The organism is Sediminibacterium sp. FW305-C-49, from assembly GCF_058231085.1.
Window position 1 is genome coordinate 984,619 of record NZ_JBIQXS010000002.1, and the last position, 24,299, is coordinate 1,008,917.

Sequence of the window (24,299 nt, forward strand, 5' to 3'; positions counted from 1 at the left end):
GAACCTACTAAAACTACCGCTATGAAAAAACTCATGCTGGCCCTGCTATTATTGCCGGCACTTCAAACCCTTGCACAGAAAAAACCATTGGATCATACTGTTTATGACGGATGGGAGGCATTGGGTGAAAGAGTCATCAGTAATGATGGAAAATATGTGGCTTATGCAGTAAATCCACAGGAAGGAGATGGTAACCTGTATATCCAGAGTGTATCAGGTGATTATAAAGTAATCATACCTCGTGGTTACAGTGTTTCTATTACAGAAGATAATCTATATGCCATCTGCCGTATCAGACCTTTCTTTAAAGATACTAGGGATGCAAGGATCAAGAAACGTCGCCCTGATGAAATGCCGAAAGACAGCCTCGCCATTATCGCTTTGGGAAAAACAGAAATTGTAAAAATCCCACGCATTAAGAGCTATAAAATTCCTGATGAAACAGGAATCTGGCTGGCTTATCTGTTAGATAAACCATTGCCTGAAACAAATCGTCCACGCACATCGGATTCTTTAACAAGAATCAATACTATGTTATCAATGGCCGATAGCCTGATGCGTGTGGCCGACAGTATTCGCAACAAAGCCAACCTGGCCAAAACCAATGGAATGGCTATTTTGCAACCGGCAAGAACAAATCGTCCGGCAGCAAGACCAGCAGCAGATCCTGTAGAAGAAGGAACTGAACTGGTATTAAAAAATCTGCTGACAGGTGAAGAACGCAGATTTACATTGGTGAAAGATTATTTCTTCAATAAAACAGGTACTGTTCTTCTCATCGAAACCACGCGTAAGAACAGCGATGAGTCATCAGTTGCATCATTGACAAAACTGAACCTGAAGAACAATACAACCACCACCATTTTCAAACGCTTTAATGAAGCCAAAAGTTTCCGCATGGATGAAGCGGGAACACAAGTGGCATTTGTAGCAGAAAGAGACAGCAGCAGTAAAGCTTTGCAAAAATTCTTCAAACTGTATTATCATAAAGATGGTATGGACAGTGCCCGTTTACTCGCCGATAATAGAACGCCGGGCTTACCAGCTAACTGGACCATCAGCGACAATCCCGGTAGTATTGTATTTAGTAAGTCGGGTAACAGATTATTCCTCGGTACATTACCCATCTGGCCAGTTCGCGATACCACTGTTCCGGAAATAGACAGGGTAAGTGTGGATGTATGGCATTATAACGACGATTATGTTCAGCCTGTTCAGTTACGTAACATGAACACTGAACTAAGAAGAAGTTATACTGCCTATTATGATATGTCCAGCAATCAGGTAGTACAATTAGCCAATGAAAAACTGCGTACAGTTGTTCCTACACAGGAAGGAGATGGTAGCGTATTTTATGGTGTATCCGATTTTGGAAAACGTGTAGCTACACAATGGCAGGGTTTTAGTTTGAATGATGTATATAAAGTAAACCCAACATCCGGTCTTGCTGAAATTATTAGAAAAGACCTCAAAGGAGGGAACCTCCAACCATCGTACACAGGTAAATACCTGTTGTTCTTTGATGAGAAAAAGCAACAATACTTTGTGTACAATAACAGCACACAGCAGTTGTATCAGGTGGCCAAAGACATTAAAACATCACTGGGAGATGAAGAAAATGATGTGCCCGATGATCCTAATGCCTATGGTATCATAAAATGGTCGGAAGCTGACCAGTATGTTTATGTATATGACCGTTATGATATCTGGCAGGTAGATCCGGAAGGGAAAGCAGCATCTGTTTGTTTGACAACCGGTCGGAAGGATAAAACTACCTATCGTTATGTAAACACAGATCAGGAAGAACGTTATATCAAAGCCGGTCAGACTTTATTGCTTCGTTTATTTGATGAGCGTGATAAAAGTGCCGGTATCGCTACCCTCAATCTTTTTAATAAAGAATTCAAACTGGTGTTCAGGGATAAAGTATCAGTGAGCCCGGCAATTCAAAAAGCGAAAGATGCGAATGTGTTGTCTTACACAAAAGAAACCTATCAGCAATCGCCCAACCTGTATGTACAGTCACTGGATGGTTCTGCAAGACAATTATCAAATACCAATCCTCAGCAGGCTGGTTACAACTGGGGAACGGCTGAACTATTCAAGTGGAAAGCATACACAGGAAAAGAAGCAGAAGGCATTGTATACAAACCCGAAGATTTTGATCCAAAAAAGAAATACCCGATGATCGTGTATTTCTATGAAAGAAGCAGTCAGGGTTTGTATGGCTATAATGCACCATCTCCCACACCCTCAAGATTAAATATCTCCTTCTTTGTGAGTCGTGGTTATGTGGTATTTGTACCCGATATCTGGTATAAAAAAGGATATCCCGGACAAGGTGCATATGATTATATACTCAGTGGTACGAGAGCTGTGGTGAAACAGGGTTATGTAGACAGTACCAAATTAGGCTTACAGGGCCAGAGCTGGGGTGGTTATCAGATTGCACACCTGATTACAAGAACCAATTTATATGCAGCAGCATGGGCAGGGGCACCAGTAGTGAATATGACAAGTGCTTATGGCGGTATTCGTTGGGGAACAGGTTTGAACAGACAGTTCCAGTATGAAAAAACACAGAGCCGTATTGGTGCCACTTTATGGGAGAAACCCAACCTGTATATCGAAAACTCACCACTGTTCCATTTACCCAAAGTAACTACACCACTGGTTATTATGGCCAATGATGCAGATGATGCCGTACCCTGGTACCAAGGCATTGAGTACTATACAGCCATGCGCAGACTAGGTAAGAAAGTTTGGATGCTGAATTATAACAATGAGGCCCATAATCTGGTAGAAAGAAGAAACAGGAAAGACATCCAGATACGTGAGCAGCAGTTCTTCGATTACCTGCTGAAAGGCGATAAGCCTGCAAAATGGATTACAGAAGGTGTACCGGCTACCATGAAAGGAAAAGACATGGGACTGGGATATTAAGAAGATGTCGGATGTCAGATGTCTGATTTGAATTATCGACAGAAAAAAACCGAACAAAATGTTCGGTTTTTTTTTTATTAATGGGTTTTTCAAATCCGACATCTGACATCAGACATCCTCCATGTTCCTCCTAGGCCATCATCGTTGTAATATACCTCACCAGGCTTCTTTTCGCGATGGGGAGTAATGTTTCTTCGAGTGGAATGCTGAGATCTGTTTCTACAGAATAGACAGCAGGGTTGGGAAGGTCTGAACGGTTACGGATGAGCTCAGCTTTGATATTCTGGTAGGAGTTCACCATATTTCTTTGCCACACATCTACAAATTCGGTTTTAATACTCCTGTATTTTTCGTCGTGTTTTTCAAAAATGCTGAGTCGGTATTGGTAAACCCATGTATTTCTACAAGTGCCCTCACAAAGCAGGAAATAACCTTCGTTATGATCGAGTGGTACGATACCGATGGGTTCGATGGTGATTTTATTTTCTACAAATTCATAAATCTCCGTTCCACTGGTAATGGTTTTTTTCATATTGGAAGATGCATAGTGTATAATATCTTCCAGTTCCTGCATCAATTCATCATCTTCTACCATCGATTCGTATAACAGTTGCAATTTCTCGATTTGTACACCCGTGAGTTTTTTCGGAAACTGCTCCTGGAGGTATTGTTTATTTTCTTTGAAGGCAATGAGATTGTTGTAATGAAAAATAACATCGGCCAGTTGCGGATACAACTTGTTCTGGCAGAAATAATGATTGATCTCTTTTAAATAAGCTAGCAGGGTATATTTCTTCAATTCAAAATCAATATAACCATCTGCAAACCATGTTTGTGATAAGGTCTTCATACTGATCCGTTTTGTTTCCTTAATTTACTGCAACCTGAAAACAAAAAGATCATTTGTTTATTAACAGGATGTGAAAATCGGGGGTAGCAGTCAGAAAGTCCGAAAGTCAGGAAGTCCGAAAGACCGAAGTGCAACCAGGAAAAGCACTCCTTAAAAAAATATTGCTTCTGGACTTTCCGACTTTCGGTCTCCCGGACTTCCTCCCAAAAAAAAGCCCGCCACGAATGGCGGGCCATATGATTTATGCTAATTGCTTAGCATTTTTTTGTACAACCCGGAGGAGTGCAGGATTTTTTGCAATCCTTTTTATCCGCGCAAGCTTTTTTATCGCATGCTTCTTTGGGTGCTTTTTTGTTGACTGCTTTTTTAGTGCTGTTATCAGAAGCCATAGTCATGCCACTGATCAGCGTAAAAGCGATCAGGGCCATCATTGTTTTTTTCATTTGATGGTAATTAATGTGTTTAAAAAATGGATTGTTTTATATCAAACGAAAAGAAACTCGGGAGGCTGCCAGCAATCCGTTGAATAACCCGAAACAGGGTTTTCAATATGATGGGGGTTTATTTTTGTGTTCGAAGTTGACCAGAAACTTTTATACAATGTTTCTTCAACGGGTAAGTACTGACACACAAAACAACAGGAGGAAGCATTACATCTGGTGGTGGTATCGCAGTTTTTATTTTCTGCTTTTTGTTCCGGCTTGCTTTCGCTACATACTTTACGACAGGTGTACTCGGATTCACAGGTATCAGTTTCCTGCATTGACATCATCATGACCAGTGGCTGAACTGTAAAAAGTCCAGACAACACAATAAATATGCAAGCCACTGCTTTCATTGAATACTAAGGTAGACAACAGCAGACAAACGCAAAACCGTTCATCAAAAACAACAAATGATTACAGGTACTGAAACCACTGACGGCTGGGATCCCATTTCTCAAATTCTTTGGCCACTTCTGTGAGGAAGCTGGCACCAATGCTGCCATCTACAATGCGATGATCATAGCTGAGTGAGAGATACATCATGTGCCTGATGCCAATGGTATCGCCTTCCTTGGTTTCAATTACCATCGGGCGTTTTTTTATGGCACCTACTGCAAGAATCGCTACCTGTGGTTGTGGGATGATCGGTGTACCCATCAGGCTACCAAAAGTACCTACATTGGTCAACGTGAAAGTGCCGCCATTGGTGTCATCCGGTTTGAGGCGATTGTTACGTGCAGCATCTGCCAGTCCGTTAACAGCTTTACTTAATCCAACAATATTCAATTGGTTGGCGCCTTTAATAACGGGCACAATCAGGTTACCAGATGGCAGGGCCGTGGCCATACCAATATTAATATCTTTCCGGATGATTACTTTATCTCCTTCCACTGAGCAATTGATCAATGGATAACGTTCAATCACACGCGCAATACACTCCACGAACATGGGGGTGAAAGTAAGTTTGGTGCCTTCTCTTTTTTCAAACTCTGCTTTTACTTTCTCACGCCATTGCACCATATGTGTAACATCGGCTTCTGCAAAACTGGTTACGTGAGGGCTGGTATGCTTACTGTCGACCATATGTTTGGCGATCAGCTTACGCATCCTGTCCATCTCCATGATCTCTGTCTGCCCGTTTACAACTACTGCAGCAGGATCGCTGAGTTTGCCTGAAGATGCCTGTATGGAAATACTACTGCTAGTGGCAGCAGTATCATTTGTTTTTGTCGCAACGGTTTCAAATCGGGGTGCGGCCTGAACAGGTGCAGCGGCTGGTGCAGGAGCTGTGGCGGGAACTTTTCCTGATTTCTTATCAGCTACATAGTTTAGAATATCTTTTTTACTTACCCTGCCATCAATGCCTGTACCCGGAATTCTTTCGAGTTCGCTGAGGCTGATTCCTTCGCTGTTAGCGATATTCAGTACCAGTGGTGAATAGAAACGGTTGGTCGCAGGTTTATCGAGTAAAGTAACTTCTGGTGCTGCAGGAACAAATGGCACTTCTGCTTCAATCTGAGGCGAAGGCTCAGTCGGAGGTGCAGGTAATGGTGATGATAAAGATAAGGGCCCTGTTGGCTGAATAGTTTCTGTGCTTGATACTTCAACAGTCCAATTACCACCTTTCTCCTCTACAGCCGGAGCAGGTGTCGGAGCATCTGTTACTACGCCATTAGCGGTGGTATTAATTCTGGCAATCACAGTACCAATTGGTACCACGTCGTTTACATTGAATAATATCTCTGTTATGATACCTTCAGCAGTAGAAGGTACTTCACTGTCAACCTTATCCGTGGCGATATCCAGTACAGTCTCATCCATTTTCACATGGTCGCCCACTTTCTTGTTCCATTTCAGGATGGTAGCTTCCATGATACTCTCGCCCAGCTTGGGCATCACCAGTTCAGCAATTGCCATACAATTCGTAGTATTTAAAATAATGATCAAAAACCCTTCTGCACACTATATCCGGTCCTAAAACTTACGCCCGTTTGTTTTCGGGGGCAATATTAGTGAGAAAATAGACAAATTACCGCTGAAAACCGAAAAAACTCATCTGTCTTTATACACAGTATTTCCAGATGCAATATAGATGTGTATTTAACACACTCCCGTTGTTTCCGCAATCGGGGATAAAGATTTACAATTTTCCCAATATCAGTTGTCTTAAAAGATTTAATGCATTGGTAGCGGTTAATTCAATATTCCTCGCCCGGTCAAACCGGAAATGGAAAATCTGTGTCACCGTTTTTTCAGCGGATGCCACTGCTACCCAAACCGTTCCCACAGGTTTGCTAGCTGTTCCGCCATCAGGTCCCATGATACCACTCACCGCAATGGCATAATCGGTTTGCATGATATTTCTTACAGAAGCGGCCATCTGGCGAACCGTATCTTCGCTTACTGCACCCACCGTGTTTAAGGTGGTGGATGGAACACCTAACAGCGTTTCTTTAATACGGTTGTCATAGCTCACCACACTGCCCATATAATAGGCGGAAGCGCCGCTGTGTTTGGTAATAACATGGGCAATATATCCACCTGTACAACTCTCTGCTGTGGCAAGGGTCTGGTTTCTTTCCTTCAATAATTTTCCCACCACCAGTTCCATAGGTATATCTTCATCTATGACGAGGTAATCTTTTGTTCTTTCCAATAATTGCTGAAAATAAACCATCAGTTCATTTTCGAGTACAGTTTCATCAGCACCCGAAGCGGTTAAACGAAGCCTTACCATACCATAATTGGGCAGGTAGGCCAGTTTAATATGGCTGGGTAGTGATGATTCAATATCTGCAATCATTTCTGCCAGAAAAGATTCGCCAATACCTGCGGTAAGCAGGGTTCTGTGACGAATGAAACCTGTTGTAAAACGGTTTTCAATAAGCGGCAATACATGGTTTTGCATCAGCCATTTCATTTCATGGGGTACACCGGGCATGGAAACATAGATCACGCCATTTTTTTCAAACAACATGCCGGGTGCTGTACCTTTTTCATTCTTTAAAACGGTGCACACATCTGGCACTTCTGCCTGTTTCCTGTTTCTTTCAATCATCGGTCGCTTGAATACTTTTTCAAACAGAAATGTAACATGTGCCAGTGTTTCTTCATGCACCAGCATCTTTCCGCCAAAATATTCACAGAGTAATGGTTTGGTAATATCATCTGCGGTAGGTCCCAGTCCGCCAGTAATGAGTACAATGGATGCTTTTTTGCTTTCTTCATCCAAAGCCTGCCATATATCATCCCATGTATCGCCAACGGCCACCCTGTTTTTAACCAGGATACCTGCTTTATTCAGTTCCTGGGCCATCCAGGCACTGTTGGTGTCTATGACCTGTCCAATCAGTAGCTCATCGCCAATCGTAATAATTGATGCAAAAACTTTTTCCATACTTTACAGGCGCTTAATTTTATTGCAAGGTAAAACGCATTTATGAGAAGACTTGTTTACAGTTGTGTGAGTTTAGTTTTTTTTCTGACCGCCACCAACGCACAAACAGTACAGGAAAAAATACAAAAAGCGGTTCAGCAGTTGTTGAGCGACCCGCAAATGCGATATGCAACACTTGGGTTTACGGTGGTGAACAGCGAAACCGGTGCTGTTGTGTATGAATACAACGGTAATACCGGATTGGCCCCAGCCAGTTGCCAAAAAACGGTTACCAGTGCCACCGCTTTTGAACTGCTTGGCAAAGATTATACGTTTAGCACCCTGCTTGGACATGATGGAACGATTGCCAATGGAAAACTCCATGGAAACCTGCACATTACCGGGTCAGGTGACCCCACGCTCGGAAGCTGGCGATACAGTAATACCAGCGATACCCTGATTCTAAAACAATGGAAAGAAATCATTAATAAAGCTGGTATTAAAACAATAACAGGTCATATCATCATGCATGGCGACAGGTGGGAGAGTTCATCTGTGCCAGGCGGCTGGCCATGGGATGACATGGGAAATTATTATGGAGCAGGTGCTTATGGCATCAACTGGAGAGAGAACCAGTATGACCTGGTACTGAAATCGGGTGCTAATACAGGCGATCCTGTAATGATCAGTAAAACCATTCCAAAGCTGCATAACCTGCTTTTCACCAATGAACTGAAAGCGGGTAAGAAAGGGAGTGGTGACAATGCCTATATTTTTTCTGCACCATACAACGAAAGGGTATATGTACGTGGAACGATACCGCCTGCTCAGAAAAGTTTTACCATATCGGGTTCCATGACCGATCCACAACAGCAACTGGCATACAGTTTATCGGCACAGTTGGCTACCAATGGAAAACAGCCAGGTGTACGTGTAAAAACAACTGATGCAAAGATCACCAACATTCATACGCAGGTATCGCCAACGCTTGACAGTATCAATTACTGGTTTATGAAAAAAAGTATAAACCTGTATGGGGAGAGTCTGGTAAAAGCGATAGCATTTCAGCAAAATGGATTCGGGGCAACAGAAGACGGACTGGAGATCATGAAAAATTTCTGGAAAGAAAAAAACATTGATCCTGCGTCACTTAGAATGATTGATGGAAGTGGATTGTCACCACAAAACAGAATTACCACCAATGCATTGATCAACGTATTACAGTATGCACGTACTCGCCCCTGGTACAGTTATTATGTTGATGCTTTTCCTGAGTATAATAAAATGAAGTTAAAGAGCGGAACCATCGGAGGATCAAAGGGTTTTGCAGGATATCATACTTCGAAAGAAGGAGTGGGTTATACCATTGCCATGCTGGTCAATAACTATGATGGATCGGCAAGTGAAATCGTGAAAAAAATGTTTCTTGTACTTGATGAACTAAAATAACCCGTTATCATGTTAAGCCGGAATTGAAATCCGGGACAAGGTAATTGAAAGGTGAAAATGATGATGTTTTGAATATTCATTTTACGTAACACAAAACGAACCAAACCCAGCCCCAGATTAAAATCCGGGAAAAAATGAAAATGTATGAAAGAACAAAACTTCAATAACCATACACGCTATGTACCTGTATGGCATTTTTTTGTGGCACCAGCTCTTCTTTGTTTGTTGATTGGTGCTTTTATCAACCTGGCAAATGCCTCGGATGATAACCTTTATTCGGCCTCACTTATCTGCCTCACCAGTATTGTACTTGGTTTTATTTATTGGTATGTGCGTGCATTTGCACTCAAGGCGCAGGACAGGGCCATCAGGGCAGAAGAGCAGTTCCGTCATTTTATACTCACTGGAAAACCCTTGCCGCAAACATTAAGACTCAGACAAATCATTGCCCTGCGTTTTGCTTCTGATGAAGAGTTTCCTGCATTGGCAGAAAAAGCTGCAAAAGGAAATATGGGTAACAAAGAAATCAAAGCGGCCATACAAAACTGGCGACCCGATTACAGCAGGCTCTGATCCTGGAAAAAGGGCAGGAGTTTTTCTCGCAAGGCTTCTGGCAACCGGGACTTTTTGTTGGTATGACTATCTATGAAGTACAATGTTACTTTCCCGGTCGTAAGTAACTTATTTTGCTCATTGTACACTTCATGATAAAAACTGATGCTGTGATCGGTTGGTAATTCTTTCAATATGGTTTTGATGCTGATGAGGTCATCGTAATGAGCCGGACGTAAAAACCGGGCTTCCATTTCCACAACAGGCATACGGATACCTATTTCTTCCATTTTCTTATAGGTAAACCCAAGTTCACGAATCCATTCAGCCCTGCCCACTTCAAAGAACTGGGCATAGTTACCATAATACACAATATCCATCTGGTCTGTTTCTGCATACCGTATTCTCAATGTAGTGCTGTGTGCGTACATAGTTATCCTGATTTGTTGACAAACTTACGTCCTTGATCTGTTTTTCCACAAATAGCTGTTAAGCCTTTCCTTACAAAACGCTAATACTACCTTTAAAACAGGTTTTTCGCTTTTCATTAAGAAAGAAACAGAAATCTTTGTCATTAAGCAGTCCGCAATCTATGAACAGATTCTTATACATCAGTCTGGTAATCGCAGGTCTGGCGATTCAATCAGGCTCTTATGCACAGATCACACAAATACAACAAGATCCTGATGCCGAGTTCAAACAGGCAAAAGAATTATTTCAGAACGACCAGTATGGGCTTGCCTATCCGGTGTTCAAGAAAATTTACAGCAATGGAGCGCCCAACAGCAATCTCTCATTAGCGGTTCAGTTAGAATCGAAGTACTATTATATTCTCTGTGGATTAAAAATCAATGATTCAACGGCTGCACCCATGGCTGTTGATTTTACAGAGAAAGAATACGATGTACCACATGTGCAGATGATGCGTTTTCATCTTGGTGAATATTATTATCGCAGAAAAATGCTGCCGGAAGCAGTGGCCAGTTACGAGAAAACCAATATTGCCAATCTCAGTAACCGTGAAATTGCTGATATGAAATTTCACCAGGCTTATGGTTATTTTACCATGACGCAGTTCGATAAAGCAAAGCCACTTTTCAATGCCATTCGCCAGATACCGGAAGATCCGAATTATATAGACGCAAACTATTATTACGGCTTTATCGCTTTCAATGAAAAGAAATATGGCGAAGCGATTGCGAGTTTTCAGGTGGCAGAAAAATCACCCGATTACCAGAATGTAGTTCCTTTTTATCTCGCTGAAATCTATTATTTCAATGGTGAAAGAGATAAGGCACTGGAGTATGGAGAAGCTGCCTTGAGTAAAGGCGGGCAATATTATGACCTTCAGTTGCGTCAACTCGTTGGACATATCTGGTTTGAAAAAAGGCAATACTCCAAAGCGCTTCCATACCTCGAAAAATATGTATCGGGTAACCAGAAAGTAAGACGCGAAGATTTATATGAGTTGTCATACTGTTACTACGAAGCAAAAAACTGGTCCAAATCTATTGAGGGGTTCAAGCAGCTTGGTGGGGGCGAAGATTCACTGGCACAAAACAGCATGTACCTGCTGGCAGATGCTTACCTGAAGACCAATGATAAGGTAAATGCCAGGAATGCTTTTCAGTTCTGTGCTGCTAACAATAGCAATGCATTACAGAAAGAAGTGTCTTCATTCAATTTTGCTAAACTTTCTTATGAGTTGGGTTATATGGATGCTGCTTTAAAAGGCTTTCAGGCTTTCACGGCTGCTTATCCTGCATCAACCATGTTACAGGAGGCAAGAGAGTTATTGGTGAGTACACTGGCCAATACGAGTAATTATAAAGATGGACTGGCATTGTACGAAAGTTTACCGGTGAGAAGTGAAAACGCCATGAAAATCTATCCACGTTTATTATATGGGCGTTCGGTGGAGTTGATCAATGACCAGCAAATTACACAGGCCGATCCTTTGTTGAGCCGTTTGCTGGAAGTGCCTTATAACAATACACTACTTTCATTGGCCCGTTTCTGGAAAGGGGAAATTGCTTATCGCAACGGTAACAATGAATCGGCCATAGCTTATTTCACAGAATACCTGAAAAATCCATTGGCCAATGGGGAAGTGAATACCATCAATGCAAGGTATAACCTGGCTTATGCCTTATTAAAAACAGAAAACTACCCGGCGGCAAAAGAGCAATTTGAAATAATTGCCAAAAATGTCAGTTCTGCTTCATCCGCCATTGAAAAAGATGCTTACCTGCGTTTGGCTGATTGTCATTTCATGAACAAAGATTACAAACAGGCGTTGAGAATATATGATCAGGTAATGGTACTGCAAATGGATGGAGCAGATTATGCACTGTTTCAGAAAGGCATTATTGCAGGTGCCATGAACCAGCAAGCAGAAAAACTGAAATTGTTACAGAGTATTGATACAAGATACCCGGCATCTCCATTTACCTCCGATGCTGCCCTTGAAATAGCGAATACACATATTGCAGACGAAAATTATGAGGCGGCACTGATACCACTAAACAAACTGATCAAGAGTAACAAAGCCGCATCTTTAAAACCGGAAGCATACTTAAAAACGGGCATCGCTTATTTCAACCTGGATAAAAACGAGGAATCACTCACACAGTTTAAAACACTTGTATCTACTTATCCCAATGCACCGGAAACTGATGATGCGATTGAGTATATCCGCAATTTATTTGTAGAACGTCAGCAACCCGGAGAGTTTGCGGCATTTATGCGAGCCAATGGTCGTCCGGTTACCTATAATGAAGAAGACTCACTCACTTTTAAATCTGCCATGTTACGGTATGATGTGAAAGACTGGACTGGATCGAAAAATGGGTTCAAGGATTATCTATCCAAATTTCCTGATGGACGTTACCAGATAGAAGCCAATTATTTTACGGCAGAAATTTTTGTCACAGAGAAAGCATTGAAAGAAGCCTTACCCTTTTATGTAGCCGTAGCAGGGAAGGGATTGAGCACATTTGCTGAAAGAAGTGTATTACAGGCGGCGAGAATCTATTATTTCGAAGTAAAAGATTACGATCAGGCAGAAAAATATTTCACCCAGTTAAAGCCCATTGCTACACAACAGGAAAATAAACTGGAAGCTATGCGTGGTTTATTACGTTGTCAGTTCAGGGCTCAGAAATGGGCAGAAGCGGCCCCCAATGCGCAGGAACTTTTAAAAGAATCGGGTATAGCTACCGATGATAAAATGATGGCCAGTCTGGTAGTGGCAAAAAATCACCAGTTAAATAAAGAACCCGATCAGGCGATTGCCGCTTACAGACAGGTAATGGCAACCGGTAAATCGGAATATGGAGCTGAATCGCAGTACCGTATTGCCGAAATCCTGTTTCAGCAGGATAAACTGGCTGATGCAGAGAAATCGGCTTTTGATGTCATCAAAAAATCGGGGTCTTATGAATACTGGGTCACCAAAAGTTATTTGTTACTCGGTGATATTTATTTCAAACAGAAAGACCTGTTTAATGCAGAAGCTACTTTTAAAAGTATAGTGGATAATGGTACTGTAGAAGAATTGAAAAAAGAAGCTGGGCAAAAACTGGCACAGGTATTGGCAGAGAAGAATAAAACAAATAAGGTAGAACAAGAATAAATCAGCATACATGATTCGTCAAACATATAAAGGCTTTTTATTGGCACTGTTGGTATTGTCTTCAGTATCATCTGATGCACAACGCAGGCGTAATACAAGAAAAGCAACGCCAGCTAAAAAAACAGTAACTACAAAAGAGAATACAGAGTCGAAGACCAATCGTGAGGCTTTGGGCGACACTTCATCTCCCAAAGTGGTAACGGTAACATCTGCTTTCAAGCCATCATTGAAAAATGCCGCAAAGATTAATTTTACGGCAGCTTCTCCTTTTATTGATTCATCGAGAACACCTGTAACATATATGGTGCCGTCTCAGAACCTGTTTTTTTCTTATCAGCCCGTACCCATTCGTCCATTGGCATTGCCGGTAGATACTGGTTTCCACTGGCAGAACGATCATTCCGTGAAAGTGGGATTGGGCAATTTCAATAGTTTTCTTTTATCCGGCGCTTTTTCATTTGGGGATGGGGTAAAGAGTAATACCATTGTAACCGCTGATTATCTTACGAACAAGGGTAATCTTTTTGCACAACAGTATGCTCATCTGGGACTGAGTGTATTGTCTGTATTCAATACCAATAACAACAATGAATGGACCACGAAAGCCTGGTATAAAAATACGACCAGGTATTTTTATGGGTATGATACATCCATGTTTAATTATTCAAAAGAGTCATTGCTGAGGCGTTTTAATCATGCAGGAATAGAAGTGGGGTTACGTAATAAAAAAGCCAATGCGTTTAATATTACGTATGCTCCCAAAATAAGCCTGCATTATTTCAGTGATAACAGTTCTAATAAAGAATACAATGCAGTATTGACTGCACCTTTAAAGAAAAAATTTGGAGAGCATTTCGCCATTGATCTGGGTATTACAGCCGATATCGCTAAAACCGATTTTGAAGTATTGGGCATAGGAACCAGGTACAAGCAAACCAATAACCTGTTTTATGTAAGTCCTTCTGTAGAGTATGTAAGTAAAGGGTTTAAATTATCTGCGGGTATCAGGCCTTCCTGGGATAATGGAAAATATGCCACACTCCCGAATATTACAGCCGAAGTAAAAGTGCCTGAAACGCCATTGGTGGCTGAAGCAGGTTGGCATGGCTATTTTAATAAAAACAGTTACAGAAGTATTGCCGACTTTAATCCATGGGTATATACCCCCATGCTGATGCTCCTTAACACAAAAGTGATGGAGCAATATGCAGGCATTAAAGGGTCAGCGGGTAATCATTTAACGTATAGAGCCAGATTATCGTTCCAGCAACTGAATAACCAGCCAGTGTTCCCTAATTCAGTAACAGATGGAAAAACATTCAATGTTTTATATGAATCAACCATGAATGTGGTGCAGATACATGGAGAACTGGGTTATACCCTGCAGGAAAAACTCTCTTTACTGGCAGGTGCCACATTCCGTCGCTTTTCGAACATGCCCTCTTATGAACCATGGGGTTTATTGCCCTTTGAGTTAACTGGCTCATTAAAATGGAAGATCCTCAAAGACCTTCAGTTAAAAGCAGATGCTTTTTTCTGGGATGGCAGTAAATACAGAAACAGCGGTGTAAATACCTTCAAGATGAAACCTGCCGCCGATCTGAACCTGGGTGCAGAGTTTTCAGTGATGCCTAAACTGAACCTTTGGGTACAACTGAATAATGTGCTCAATAATAAATACCAGCGCTGGAATCAATATGAGGTATTAGGATTGAATGTTTTGGGCGGAGTTGTATATTCGTTCCGGTAAACCGGAATTATGATACAGCAATTATTGTATAAATACCTTGTTTTAAACGGGCAGCTTGGATTGCCCGATATTGGTAGTTTTACAATCCATCGTCAGCCTGCTGCTGTTGATGCCACAGGTTCTGTATTGCTGGCTCCAACGCAGGAGGTTCATTTTGAACCCCAAACTGTTCAGGCAGATAAAAATCTCTTTCTTTTCCTGGCCCAGGAAACCGATGCTGATGAAGTAACAGTGATCGGACAATTCAATGAATGGGTAAAATCAACCAAAGAAAAACTGACACAGGAATCTGTAGCAGAATTGCCATTTATAGGATCTCTGCGATTAACTGGAGAGGGCGCTTATCGTTTTGATGCATTGTCGGCAGCTATTGTGCAGCCCGCCGTTTCTTTACCTGAAGGATTGGTATGGAAAACAATTGTAACAGAAGAAGATTCAATTGCTGAAACAACTGATTCCGGTTGGTGGATTTATGCCATCATACTGCTGTTATTAGGTATTGCCGCCATAGCTTATCGTTATCTCTAAAGTATTGAATGGAATGAGTGCACCGCTTGTTAATTATACAAATTGTCCTTTCTGCAATAGTTCAGCCATTCATCCCGTACTGGCAGCCAAAGACCATACGGTAAGTCATCGTTCATTTGAAATATGGCATTGCGCTCATTGTACCAATCGTTTTACACAGACTGTTCCCGATCTGCAACATATCGGCCCCTATTACCAGTCTGCTGAATACATTTCACACTCTGATACGGCCAAGGGACTGATTAATCGGCTCTACCACTGGGTACGTTCTTATACACTTGGTGCAAAACGGAGACTGATACAAAAAGTAGCAGGTTTGGATCAGGGTAGTTTACTGGATATTGGTGCGGGCACCGGGGCATTTGTCACCACAATGCTGGCGGCAGGGTGGAAGGTAACCGGATTGGAACCCGACAGCATCGCACGTGAGAATGCCAAAACCAAACATGGCATCGACCTGCGTTCAGCAGATGATATATATTCCTTGCCCTCATCTTCTTTTGATGTGATTACACTCTGGCATGTATTAGAACATGTACATGATTTACATGGCTATTTCAAACAGTTTAAAGCATTATTGAAGCCAGGAGGAAAACTGGTCATTGCGGTACCCAATTATACCAGTAAAGATGCTACTGCTTATGGTCAGTTCTGGGCGGCATGGGATGTGCCCCGGCATCTGTATCATTTTTCACCTGCTGGCATGCAACATCTTGCCCAGCTCGAAGGGTTTTCTATTCAATCTATGCACCCGATGTGGTTCGATGCTTTTTATGTGTCGATGCTGAGTGAACAGTACAAAAACGGGAAACCCAATTTAATCGGTGCTTTAGTCAAAGGATTATCTTCCAATCTGGCAGCTATGGGCGATAAACGCCGATGCAGTTCGCTGATCTATGTACTTAGTTTAATTTGATCTCGTATAAAGCAGGCCATTTTTTACCTGTAATATAGAAGCTATTGGTAGCAGCATTGTATGCGATTCCATTGAGTACAAAACCATTGGCTATATACATTTCTTCATCAAAAGACTGGTTGGTTTTTTGTAGCACATTTGTTAAGTCAATTCGCCCTTCCACCAAACCTGTTTCGGGGTTGATTTTTGCAATCCACTCTTTGCCGTAAACATTTGCATAAATACTCCCATTCACATATTCAAGTTCATTTAAATCAGCGAGGTAACCATTGTTGTCATACACACCCAATGTTCTTTCAATGGCAAAGGTTTCAGGATTTACAAAATATAAATTGCTATCACCTGTGCTTACAATTAGCTGCTTACCATTATGTGAGAGACCCCAACCTTGCATGCTCCAGTCAAATTCTTTGATCTTTTTAAACGTATTGAGATCGTATACGAACACTTTATGCTCTTCCCATGTAAGTTGATAAATCTTATCATTAAAAATGGTGATGCCTTCCCCAAAATATTCTTTCGCCAGGTCTATTTTCTGCTTGTGTTTGCCTGATGCCAGGTCCACTTTCATCAGCCTGCTTTCACCTTTCAGGCCAGTACCTTCATAAAGAGTATTGTTGTGCCATATCAATCCCTGCGTGTAAGAACTGGTATCGTGCGGATAAATTTTTACAATGGAATAATTCAGGTTGGCAGGAGCGGGGATAGCAGCGGAATTATTGGTTGCATCACGCTGCTCATTCTTATCGTCGCCACAACTACTTATTAAAACAACAGCTATCAGTAAGGGATATAGTTTCATGCGTATAAAATTCAGGCTAAAAATAGGAAATCGTACATAAATCAAATTGTTAATGATATCCATATCCCAGCTCCGGACTTAAGTCCGGAGCTGGGATATGGATATCATTCAGGAAAGTATATCTGATGCAATAGTTTCAGCAATAACAGGTGTAAGAGCCACTCCCATTCCATTACAGGCAACAGCGAGGTAAGCACCGTCTTTTACGTAACCTGTAAATGGACGTTTATCTGCAGTAAAACCCATAATACCACTCCAGGAATGTTCAATTGTATATTGAATAGATGGAGACAGGTGTCTTTCCAGAAATGATACAAGTGTATTCCGGATGACATCGGATCCATTTAGATCAGTGGTACTTTCTCCATTAAAATCTGCATTTCTTCCACCACCCAATAAAATACGATTACCCAGGTGCCGCCAGTAGTAATAACCTTCATCAAAATGAAAAGTACCTTTCATGGGCAGATTGGCGATAGGAGAGGTTAGAATGATTTGTCCCCGACCCGGTTCAACAGCAGCCGTATCAAGTAATGTATTGCTGAATGCATTGGTACAGAAAATGAGTTTGGTTGCTTTGATGGATTGCCGGCTTTCTGAAAGCACTTCAAAACCCAGGTTGGTTTTCTGCCATTCTTTTACAGCAAAGCCCGATAAAATGGTCGCACCTTTTGTTACTAATTGTTGCGTAAGCGCCTGCACCAGTTTACCACTGTGTAAAGCCGCTTCTGTGCTGTTTTCAATGAGTGTATCGAAATGCTGTAAACCTAAATCGCTGAGTTTATTACCTGCGTATTTGAAAATGGAACGATGACCGGTAATGTCTTTTAAAAGTTTATTGAGTTGACTGATTCTGTCATCAAATGCTGGCCAGAAACGGGAATCTTTGTTGATACATTCATAACCGCCACAATGTTCGAAGCCAATGGCTTCATCAGAAAAGTGTTTTTTTATTTTTTCAATGCCTTTATAACGCATTTCAACCACCTGAAGCATATCCTTAATGCCCATGGTTTCCATATCGCTCATGAGTTCTGTTGGACTGCCAAAACAGGCGAATCCGGCGTTGCGGGTTGAAGCACCGAGAGGGGTGCTGTTTCTTTCAAGAATAACGATGCGGAGTGAAGGATTTTGTTGCAGTAGTTCCCATGCGGTCCATAAGCCCATTAAACCTGCACCAATAATAATGATATCTTTTGGTGCATAAAAGGATTCCTGTTCCCAGATTGACAAGCTAATCATGAGCTAAAGTTACTAAGTAAGCATCAATTATTTTTTGTACGAGGGGAAACCACAGAGTTACACGGAGCATGGTATGGAGTTTCACAGAGGGATGTTTTAAATATAGGTTATGGGTTAATAGTAAAACCTCCGTGCAACTCTGTGTTCGACTCCGTGTAACTCTGTGGTAAAAAAACTGCCGACTAAAAGTCGGCAGTTAAATCATTTTTAATTACACATTAAACCGGAAATGCATTACATCTCCATCCTTCACGATATATTCTTTTCCTTCAATTCTTAATTTGCCATTTTCTCTGCAAGCTGCTTCACTGCCGTATTTCACGAAATCATCATACGCAATTACTTCTGCTTTGATGAATCCTTTTTCAAAATCGGTATGAATCACACTGGCAGCCTGTGGTGCTTTCCAGCCTTTGTGGATGGTCCATGCTCTTACTTCCTGTACACCAGCCGTAAAATAAGTATCGAGGTTGAGGAGTTTATAAGCGGTGCGAATCAATCTGTTCAATGCAGGTTCGGTCATTTTATATTCTTCCATGAACATCTGCTTGTCTTCTTCCACTTCCATTTCCGCAATCTGTGCTTCGATATTGTTACACATCACAATCATTTCTGCGCCTTCTGCAGCAGCTACAGCCTTCAGTTGTTCAGAAAATTTATTGCCGGTATGCATGCTGGCTTCATCTACGTTGGCAACATAGAGCACAGGTTTGTCGGTCAGCAGAAACAGATCGGCTACTGCTGCTTTTTCTTCCTTGCTTAAGCCAAGTGAGTAAATGCTTTTGCCTGTTTCGAGGTGTGCTTTACAACGTGACAGTATTTCAAACTCTGCTTTTGCTTTCACATCGGTACCTACACGGGCCATTTTCTCTACACGCTGTATTTTCTTGTCTACGCTTTCCAGGTCTTTCAATTGCAGTTCGGTATCAATGATTTCTTTATCACTTACCGGATTGATGGCACCTTCATCACGTAATACATTCTCGTCTTCAAAACAACGGATCACATGAATGATGGCATCTACTTCCCTGATATTCCCCAGGAATTTATTACCCAATCCTTCACCCTTGCTGGCACCTTTTACCAGTCCGGCAATATCCACTATCTCCATCTGGGTAGGTACAATCCTGTTGGGGACCACTAATTCAGCCAGTTTCGCCAGTCGCTGATCGGGTACATCCACCAGACCCACATTGGGCTCAATGGTACAGAAACGATAGTTGCTGGCCTGTGCTTTGGCACTGTTACTAACCGCATTAAAAAGTGTTGATTTTCCAACATTGGGTAAACCCACAATACCTGCTTGTAAAGCCATAATCCTTTTTTTCGAGCCGCAAATATAGCGTTTTGGGGGGGAAGTTGGTGAATGGTCAATGGTTAATCGGGAATGAATCTCATGCATTGGGAGTAGTACCTCTATTCTTCAGGAACTCTTTATTCACCATTGACCATTGACCATTCACCAATGCCGCTTTTCTCCCTATATTCACCCCCTAATTCAACGCCATGGCCCTTAACATTGTATGGATCGCATTTTTTGTGATTGCGTTCGTTATTGCACTGTATAAGTTCATTTTCCTGCATGATACTGATATCTTCAAAACACTGGTAGATGGTATGTTCGACAGCGCCAAAAGTTCTGTAGTGGATGTGGCTTTTCCCTTGACGGGAGCAATGGTCTTTTTCCTGGGCCTGATGAATATCGCTGAAAAAGCAGGAGCCATCAACTGGCTGGCAAGAATACTCAACCCTTTTCTCAAACGACTGTTTCCTGAAGTGCCGGAAAAACACCCGGCCATGGGACAGATGGTGATGAACTTCAGTGCCAATATGCTCGGACTTGACAATGCAGCAACTCCTTTCGGCTTAAAAGCCATGGAAGGGCTACAGTCCATCAATCCGGAAAAAGAAAAAGCATCCAATGCGCAGATCATGTTTCTGGTATTGCATACGAGTGGACTTACACTGATTCCTTTAACCATTATTTCATACCGACTGGCGGCAGGCTCCAAAGAAGCGGCCAGTATTTTTATTCCGCTGGTATTGGCAACCATCTGTACCACACTGGCGTCCATTTTTGTGGTGGGGTTCAAGCAAAAACTAAAGTGGGACAGAGTGATGTTTGGGTGGATAGGCAGCATGTTACTGGTTGTAGCACTTATGCTTTATTGGGTGCAGGGTATGGCTCCTGAACAAAGAGAAATATTCAGTAAAATCACCGGTAATCTTTTATTACTGGTAATCGTAGTTACCATTATCCTCGGTGCGGTCTGGAAAAAAGTCAATGTATTTGATGCATTCATTGATGGTGCCAAAGGTGGGTTTGATGTAATCATTAAAATCATTCCATACCTCGTGGGTATGCTGGTGGCCATCCGTCTTTTTCGCGATAGCGGTGCACTGGGTTATATCGTGGAAGGCATTACCTGGTTGCTGATGCAAACAGGCGTGAATACTGATTTTACTTCTGCTTTACCAGTAGCCATCATGAAACCCTTTAGTGGCAGTGGTGCCAGGGGGTTGATGCTCGATGCCATGCAGGTGCATGGCCCCGATTCTTTTGTGGGTAAACTAGCATCCACATTCCAGGGTTCGGCTGATACCACTTTTTATATCATTGCACTTTATTTCGGAAGTGTAGGTATCAAAAAAGTTCGTTATGCCATCTGGGCGGGTATGCTGGCCGATATTATAGGAGTGATTATGGCTATTATTATTGGGTATATTTTCTTTCACTAAAAGAAGGCTGTGAGCTCTGAGCCATGAGCTTCGACTAAATTTATTACTCACGGCTCATGGCTCACAGCTCATAGCCCAAAAGATTAGCGTAACAGTAAATCTCTAAGCTGCAACACTCCCTCAGATGCTGGTGCTTCAATTCGTGTAAGATTTGGGATAGCACCTGTTGTAGGTATATGTTTGTCGATGATGTATTTGGGAATATGGCGTGGTGCCATATCGAGTAAACCCGCAGCAGGGTAAACTACCAGTGAAGTGCCAATCACCACAAAAATATCTGCTGATGCTGTAATGCGGGCGGCTTCGGTAATCATGGGTACGGGTTCTTCAAACCAAACGATATAGGGTCTTAACTGTTCACCATCTTCCGCAGTATCTCCTATATGGATATCGCCACGGATATCATAGATAAGTGAGTCATCTTTTTCACTACGCATTTTAAAGATCTCACCATGCAGGTGTAATACCTTACTGCTTCCGCCACGTTCATGCAAATCATCTATGTTCTGCGTAATGATATGCACATCAAAATTTTCTTCCAGTTCGGCTAACCCGGTATGTGCGGCATTGGGATGAACGTTGGCTATATCTCTTCTGCGCAGGTTATAAAATTCAAGAACGATAGCGGGATCTTTTTTCCAGCCCCGGGGGGAAGCCACTTCATAAATATCGTGGCCCTCCCAGAGACCGTCGCTGTCGCGGAATGTTTTGATACCGCTTTCGGCACTGATACCCGCACCGGTAAGCACTACCAACTTTGGCTTTATTTTTTTACTACCTGTAATCTTCTTCTTTTCCATAAAACACCGATCAGTATGCCCAATAAAATTAAGGGCCATAAACGAATACCGATAAGTATAATTTCCACCAATATATTCCCACCATCTGCAAAACCTTCCTTCAGCTTGTTCCAGAATGAATGGGGTTTCGACGACTGCGGGCTAGCCGAAAGAAACGTATAGTAAGTGAGATGAATGGTGCTGTACGATGTTTGGTGCGACAGGTAATTGAGCCTGCCAGCAGCTGATTCTAACTCTTCCTGAATATTGTTGATTTCCTGTTCCACTTTTAGTACATCGTCCATCTTTTTTGCCTGTTGTAACAGTTGTACATAACGCTCCCTGATTTTTTTTCTTGCTTCTATTCTCGATTTGCTGTCATACATTTCTGATGTTACATCTTCGGTACTGATATTCTTTTGCACCACACGATTGCTGTCGGACCCAAAACTACCGAGCAAGGATTCAAAATAAACCACCGGTACTTTGATGGTCATTACATTTTGTTGCCTCTCTTCTGAAAAAGCCTGTTCTTCTGATGCGATATAGGCCCCATGTCGTTTTAAGGCGTTGCGAATAGCCTGGTCAAAGCGATGGTAGTTAGCAGCTTCAACCGTAATGTTAGCGGTCTTGATGAGTTTTTTATCCCAGTCCCGGTATGCCACTGATGGCTTCTTTTCTTCGGGATCAGCGATATTGTCTTCGACTTTTTCATCAGCAAGCATTTGTGGAGCTGTATAAGTTGTATCGGCAGCTGTAGGTGTTATTAACTCTATATCTGCTGTTGATATTTTGGCTTTTAGCTGGTCTTGTTCTCGGCTGTTACAGGCAATAGATAGCAGTATGGCCAGACAGGCCATGTAGGTGATGGTCTTCATAAATGTCTTTTTTAATTAGATGCGGTGAAGAAAAAAATGCACAGGCCTGTAACCATAAATACCATTTACGCAGAAAAAGTAACCCTATAGAGCTTGTTAAAAAATCAGCACTCCCGTTCTCCCTTTCTCTTTGTAAAAAATGTCTTGCAAAATAGTAACTAAGAATAAGTAGAGCGTCTTTAACAAAGAAAAAGGGAGAACGGGAGTTTTCGCAGAGGGGAAATTATTTAGTGCCTGAGAGTTCCATGATGATTTGCCATTCTTCCTCTGTAACAGGTTGTACAGACAGGCGCCCTAAACGAACCAGTGCCATATTGGCCAGTCGTTTATCTGTTTTAATCTGGGCAAGTCCCACAGGTTTTTTTAATTTTTTGAATGGCGCAAAGTCAACAGCCGACCATGTTTCATCATCGGCAGTAGGATCGGGGTAGGCTTCTTTAATGACTTTGGCGATGCCCACTATTTCCAATCCTTCATTGCTGTGGTACCAAAAAGCCTGGTCGCCTTTTTTCATGGCACGAAGGTGATTGCGGGCAGCATAATTTCTTACACCATCCCAGAAAGTGGACTTGTCTTTTTCAAACTGTTCCCAACTATATTTGAATGGTTCCGATTTAATGAGCCAGTATGCCATACAATAATTTTGTTTGATTTAAAATGAAGCGAGTACATCTGCCAGGTGTAATACTTTCAAACCTGAGCCTTTGTGTTTCATACAGCCATCTATATGCATCAGGCAACTCATATCGGTACTGATGATGTATTCGGCGCCGGTTGCTTCTGCATGGGTAATTTTCTGATCCGCCATGGCTACGCTGATGGGTTCGAACTTCACAGCAAAACTACCGCCAAATCCGCAGCAGGTTTCGTTATCTGCCATTTCAACCAGTTCAAGTCCTTTTACGTTTTGTAATAATTTACGTGGTTCCTGTTTCAATCCACATTCACGGAGTGCAGCGCAGCTATCGTGATAAGTTGCTTTACCGGTAAAGCTGGCACCCAGATCATCCACTTTCACAACATTCACCAGGAAATCTGATAATTCAAAAATGCGCTCACTTATTTTTTTGGCAGCTTGTTGTTGTGAAGAGTGTTCATACAATTTGCTGTAATAATTTTTTACAAAGCCCACACAACTGGCGCTGGGAGCTACTATATAATCTGATCCGCTGAAATCGTGAATAAATTTGTTGCATACATCTTTTGCTTCACCCCAGAAACCCGCATTAAATGCAGGTTGTCCGCAACAGGTCTGGTTGGGATTATAGTCAACCACACAACCTGCTTTCTCCAATACTTTTACCATGTTGAAGGCAACAGTGGGATAGAGCTGGTCGATAAAACAAGGAATAAAAATCTGAACGCGCATGTGTGGT

At 42.0% G+C, this 24,299-nt stretch carries 20 protein-coding genes; 8 read left to right on the forward strand and 12 right to left on the reverse strand.

Annotation, left to right across the window (positions count from 1 at the left end; all coding sequences use genetic code 11):
* The first annotated feature begins 21 nt into the window (after nt 1-21).
* Nucleotides 22-2,943, forward strand: a complete 2,922-nt coding sequence (locus ACH3Z1_RS11770; protein ID WP_490822174.1) for an alpha/beta hydrolase family protein — start codon at nt 22-24, stop codon at nt 2,941-2,943.
* Nucleotides 2,944-3,073: 130 nt separating this feature from the next.
* Here the strand turns inward: ACH3Z1_RS11770 and ACH3Z1_RS11775 are convergent, their stop codons facing one another.
* The 4 genes from ACH3Z1_RS11775 to ACH3Z1_RS11790 form a co-directional block, all read right to left on the reverse strand.
* Complete coding sequence (locus tag ACH3Z1_RS11775; protein WP_490822175.1) at nt 3,074-3,793, reverse strand: hypothetical protein; 720 nt, start codon at nt 3,791-3,793, stop codon at nt 3,074-3,076.
* Between the two features lie 254 nt (nt 3,794-4,047).
* The gene (locus ACH3Z1_RS11780) at nt 4,048-4,236 is read right to left on the reverse strand and encodes a hypothetical protein (protein ID WP_490822176.1); all 189 of its coding nucleotides are present in this window, start codon (nt 4,234-4,236) and stop codon (nt 4,048-4,050) included.
* Nucleotides 4,237-4,692: 456 nt separating this feature from the next.
* Nucleotides 4,693-6,195 (reverse strand): dihydrolipoamide acetyltransferase family protein, encoded by a 1,503-nt coding sequence (locus ACH3Z1_RS11785; RefSeq protein WP_490822177.1) that lies wholly within the window; start codon nt 6,193-6,195, stop codon nt 4,693-4,695.
* Nucleotides 6,196-6,418: 223 nt separating this feature from the next.
* Nucleotides 6,419-7,675 carry a competence/damage-inducible protein A gene (locus ACH3Z1_RS11790; protein WP_490822178.1) on the reverse strand — a complete coding sequence of 419 codons (1,257 nt, stop codon included), beginning with the start codon at nt 7,673-7,675 and terminating at the stop codon, nt 6,419-6,421.
* 42 nt (nt 7,676-7,717) lie between these two features.
* Here ACH3Z1_RS11790 and dacB point away from each other — a divergent pair, with 42 nt between their 5' ends.
* Complete coding sequence (gene dacB, locus ACH3Z1_RS11795; protein WP_490822179.1) at nt 7,718-9,103, forward strand: D-alanyl-D-alanine carboxypeptidase/D-alanyl-D-alanine endopeptidase; 1,386 nt, start codon at nt 7,718-7,720, stop codon at nt 9,101-9,103.
* Nucleotides 9,104-9,247: 144 nt separating this feature from the next.
* Nucleotides 9,248-9,676 (forward strand): DUF6526 family protein, encoded by a 429-nt coding sequence (locus ACH3Z1_RS11800; RefSeq protein WP_490822180.1) that lies wholly within the window; start codon nt 9,248-9,250, stop codon nt 9,674-9,676.
* Here ACH3Z1_RS11800 and ACH3Z1_RS11805 read toward each other — a convergent pair.
* Nucleotides 9,661-10,086 (reverse strand): acyl-CoA thioesterase, encoded by a 426-nt coding sequence (locus tag ACH3Z1_RS11805; RefSeq protein ID WP_490822181.1) that lies wholly within the window; start codon nt 10,084-10,086, stop codon nt 9,661-9,663. The two genes, ACH3Z1_RS11800 and ACH3Z1_RS11805, sit on opposite strands and share 16 nt — an antisense overlap.
* Nucleotides 10,087-10,247: 161 nt before the next feature.
* On the opposite strand from ACH3Z1_RS11805, the gene ACH3Z1_RS11810 reads away from it, so the two are divergent.
* The 4 genes from ACH3Z1_RS11810 to ACH3Z1_RS11825 are packed head-to-tail and all read left to right on the forward strand — an operon-like array spanning nt 10,248 to nt 16,483.
* On the forward strand, nt 10,248-13,289 hold the full coding sequence (locus ACH3Z1_RS11810; RefSeq protein ID WP_490822182.1) for a tetratricopeptide repeat protein: 3,042 nt from the start codon (nt 10,248-10,250) through the stop codon (nt 13,287-13,289).
* Nucleotides 13,290-13,299: 10 nt separating this feature from the next.
* Nucleotides 13,300-15,039, forward strand: coding sequence for a hypothetical protein (locus tag ACH3Z1_RS11815; protein WP_490822183.1), 1,740 nt, complete (start codon nt 13,300-13,302; stop codon nt 15,037-15,039).
* A 9-nt stretch (nt 15,040-15,048) separates the two neighbouring features.
* Nucleotides 15,049-15,567, forward strand: a complete 519-nt coding sequence (locus tag ACH3Z1_RS11820) for a hypothetical protein (RefSeq protein WP_490822184.1) — start codon at nt 15,049-15,051, stop codon at nt 15,565-15,567.
* A gap of 13 nt (nt 15,568-15,580) precedes the next feature.
* Nucleotides 15,581-16,483, forward strand: a complete 903-nt coding sequence (locus ACH3Z1_RS11825; protein ID WP_490822185.1) for a class I SAM-dependent methyltransferase — start codon at nt 15,581-15,583, stop codon at nt 16,481-16,483.
* Here ACH3Z1_RS11825 and ACH3Z1_RS11830 read toward each other — a convergent pair.
* From ACH3Z1_RS11830 to ychF, 3 genes are all read right to left on the reverse strand, one after another.
* The gene (locus tag ACH3Z1_RS11830) at nt 16,470-17,285 is read right to left on the reverse strand and encodes a glutaminyl-peptide cyclotransferase (RefSeq protein WP_490822186.1); all 816 of its coding nucleotides are present in this window, start codon (nt 17,283-17,285) and stop codon (nt 16,470-16,472) included. The two genes, ACH3Z1_RS11825 and ACH3Z1_RS11830, sit on opposite strands and share 14 nt — an antisense overlap.
* A 108-nt stretch (nt 17,286-17,393) precedes the next feature.
* On the reverse strand, nt 17,394-18,527 hold the full coding sequence (locus tag ACH3Z1_RS11835) for an NAD(P)/FAD-dependent oxidoreductase (RefSeq protein WP_490822187.1): 1,134 nt from the start codon (nt 18,525-18,527) through the stop codon (nt 17,394-17,396).
* A gap of 211 nt (nt 18,528-18,738) precedes the next feature.
* Entirely contained in the window at nt 18,739-19,842 is a 1,104-nt protein-coding gene (ychF, locus tag ACH3Z1_RS11840; protein WP_490822188.1) for a redox-regulated ATPase YchF, read from the reverse strand.
* Nucleotides 19,843-20,033: 191 nt separating this feature from the next.
* On the opposite strand from ychF, the gene ACH3Z1_RS11845 reads away from it, so the two are divergent.
* The gene (locus tag ACH3Z1_RS11845) at nt 20,034-21,266 is read left to right on the forward strand and encodes a nucleoside recognition domain-containing protein (RefSeq protein WP_490822189.1); all 1,233 of its coding nucleotides are present in this window, start codon (nt 20,034-20,036) and stop codon (nt 21,264-21,266) included.
* A gap of 83 nt (nt 21,267-21,349) precedes the next feature.
* Here ACH3Z1_RS11845 and ACH3Z1_RS11850 read toward each other — a convergent pair whose 3' ends face one another.
* The 4 genes from ACH3Z1_RS11850 to ACH3Z1_RS11865 form a co-directional block, all read right to left on the reverse strand.
* Nucleotides 21,350-22,066 (reverse strand): Sir2 family NAD-dependent protein deacetylase, encoded by a 717-nt coding sequence (locus ACH3Z1_RS11850; protein WP_490822190.1) that lies wholly within the window; start codon nt 22,064-22,066, stop codon nt 21,350-21,352.
* A complete protein-coding gene (locus ACH3Z1_RS11855; protein WP_490822191.1) occupies nt 22,030-22,923 on the reverse strand; it encodes a DUF4349 domain-containing protein in 894 nt (297 codons plus the stop codon). The genes ACH3Z1_RS11850 and ACH3Z1_RS11855 overlap by 37 nt, the downstream gene beginning before the upstream one ends.
* A 223-nt stretch (nt 22,924-23,146) precedes the next feature.
* Nucleotides 23,147-23,557: an EVE domain-containing protein gene (locus tag ACH3Z1_RS11860; RefSeq protein WP_490822192.1), complete on the reverse strand. Its 411-nt coding sequence runs from the start codon at nt 23,555-23,557 to the stop codon at nt 23,147-23,149.
* An 18-nt stretch (nt 23,558-23,575) separates the two neighbouring features.
* The gene (locus tag ACH3Z1_RS11865) at nt 23,576-24,292 is read right to left on the reverse strand and encodes a (Fe-S)-binding protein (protein WP_490822193.1); all 717 of its coding nucleotides are present in this window, start codon (nt 24,290-24,292) and stop codon (nt 23,576-23,578) included.
* Between the last annotated feature and the right edge of the window lie 7 nt (nt 24,293-24,299).

What these genes read in the sequence shown, in the direction of transcription:
- ACH3Z1_RS11800 (WP_490822180.1), top strand. Translation starts at nt 9,248, where the DNA reads ATGAAAGAACAAAACTTCAATAACCATACACGCTATGTACCTGTATGG.
- ACH3Z1_RS11790 (WP_490822178.1), bottom strand. Translation starts at nt 7,675, where the DNA reads ATGGAAAAAGTTTTTGCATCAATTATTACGATTGGCGATGAGCTACTG.
- ACH3Z1_RS11805 (WP_490822181.1), bottom strand. Translation starts at nt 10,086, where the DNA reads ATGTACGCACACAGCACTACATTGAGAATACGGTATGCAGAAACAGAC.
- ACH3Z1_RS11810 (WP_490822182.1), top strand. Translation starts at nt 10,248, where the DNA reads ATGAACAGATTCTTATACATCAGTCTGGTAATCGCAGGTCTGGCGATT.
- ACH3Z1_RS11835 (WP_490822187.1), bottom strand. Translation starts at nt 18,527, where the DNA reads ATGATTAGCTTGTCAATCTGGGAACAGGAATCCTTTTATGCACCAAAA.
- ACH3Z1_RS11775 (WP_490822175.1), bottom strand. Translation starts at nt 3,793, where the DNA reads ATGAAGACCTTATCACAAACATGGTTTGCAGATGGTTATATTGATTTT.
- ACH3Z1_RS11855 (WP_490822191.1), bottom strand. Translation starts at nt 22,923, where the DNA reads ATGAAGACCATCACCTACATGGCCTGTCTGGCCATACTGCTATCTATT.
- ychF (WP_490822188.1), bottom strand. Translation starts at nt 19,842, where the DNA reads ATGGCTTTACAAGCAGGTATTGTGGGTTTACCCAATGTTGGAAAATCA.
- ACH3Z1_RS11825 (WP_490822185.1), top strand. Translation starts at nt 15,581, where the DNA reads ATGAGTGCACCGCTTGTTAATTATACAAATTGTCCTTTCTGCAATAGT.
- ACH3Z1_RS11770 (WP_490822174.1), top strand. Translation starts at nt 22, where the DNA reads ATGAAAAAACTCATGCTGGCCCTGCTATTATTGCCGGCACTTCAAACC.
- ACH3Z1_RS11815 (WP_490822183.1), top strand. Translation starts at nt 13,300, where the DNA reads ATGATTCGTCAAACATATAAAGGCTTTTTATTGGCACTGTTGGTATTG.
- ACH3Z1_RS11860 (WP_490822192.1), bottom strand. Translation starts at nt 23,557, where the DNA reads ATGGCATACTGGCTCATTAAATCGGAACCATTCAAATATAGTTGGGAA.
- ACH3Z1_RS11865 (WP_490822193.1), bottom strand. Translation starts at nt 24,292, where the DNA reads ATGCGCGTTCAGATTTTTATTCCTTGTTTTATCGACCAGCTCTATCCC.
- ACH3Z1_RS11830 (WP_490822186.1), bottom strand. Translation starts at nt 17,285, where the DNA reads ATGAAACTATATCCCTTACTGATAGCTGTTGTTTTAATAAGTAGTTGT.
- dacB (WP_490822179.1), top strand. Translation starts at nt 7,718, where the DNA reads ATGAGAAGACTTGTTTACAGTTGTGTGAGTTTAGTTTTTTTTCTGACC.
- ACH3Z1_RS11780 (WP_490822176.1), bottom strand. Translation starts at nt 4,236, where the DNA reads ATGAAAAAAACAATGATGGCCCTGATCGCTTTTACGCTGATCAGTGGC.
- ACH3Z1_RS11785 (WP_490822177.1), bottom strand. Translation starts at nt 6,195, where the DNA reads ATGGCAATTGCTGAACTGGTGATGCCCAAGCTGGGCGAGAGTATCATG.
- ACH3Z1_RS11850 (WP_490822190.1), bottom strand. Translation starts at nt 22,066, where the DNA reads ATGGAAAAGAAGAAGATTACAGGTAGTAAAAAAATAAAGCCAAAGTTG.
- ACH3Z1_RS11845 (WP_490822189.1), top strand. Translation starts at nt 20,034, where the DNA reads ATGGCCCTTAACATTGTATGGATCGCATTTTTTGTGATTGCGTTCGTT.
- ACH3Z1_RS11820 (WP_490822184.1), top strand. Translation starts at nt 15,049, where the DNA reads ATGATACAGCAATTATTGTATAAATACCTTGTTTTAAACGGGCAGCTT.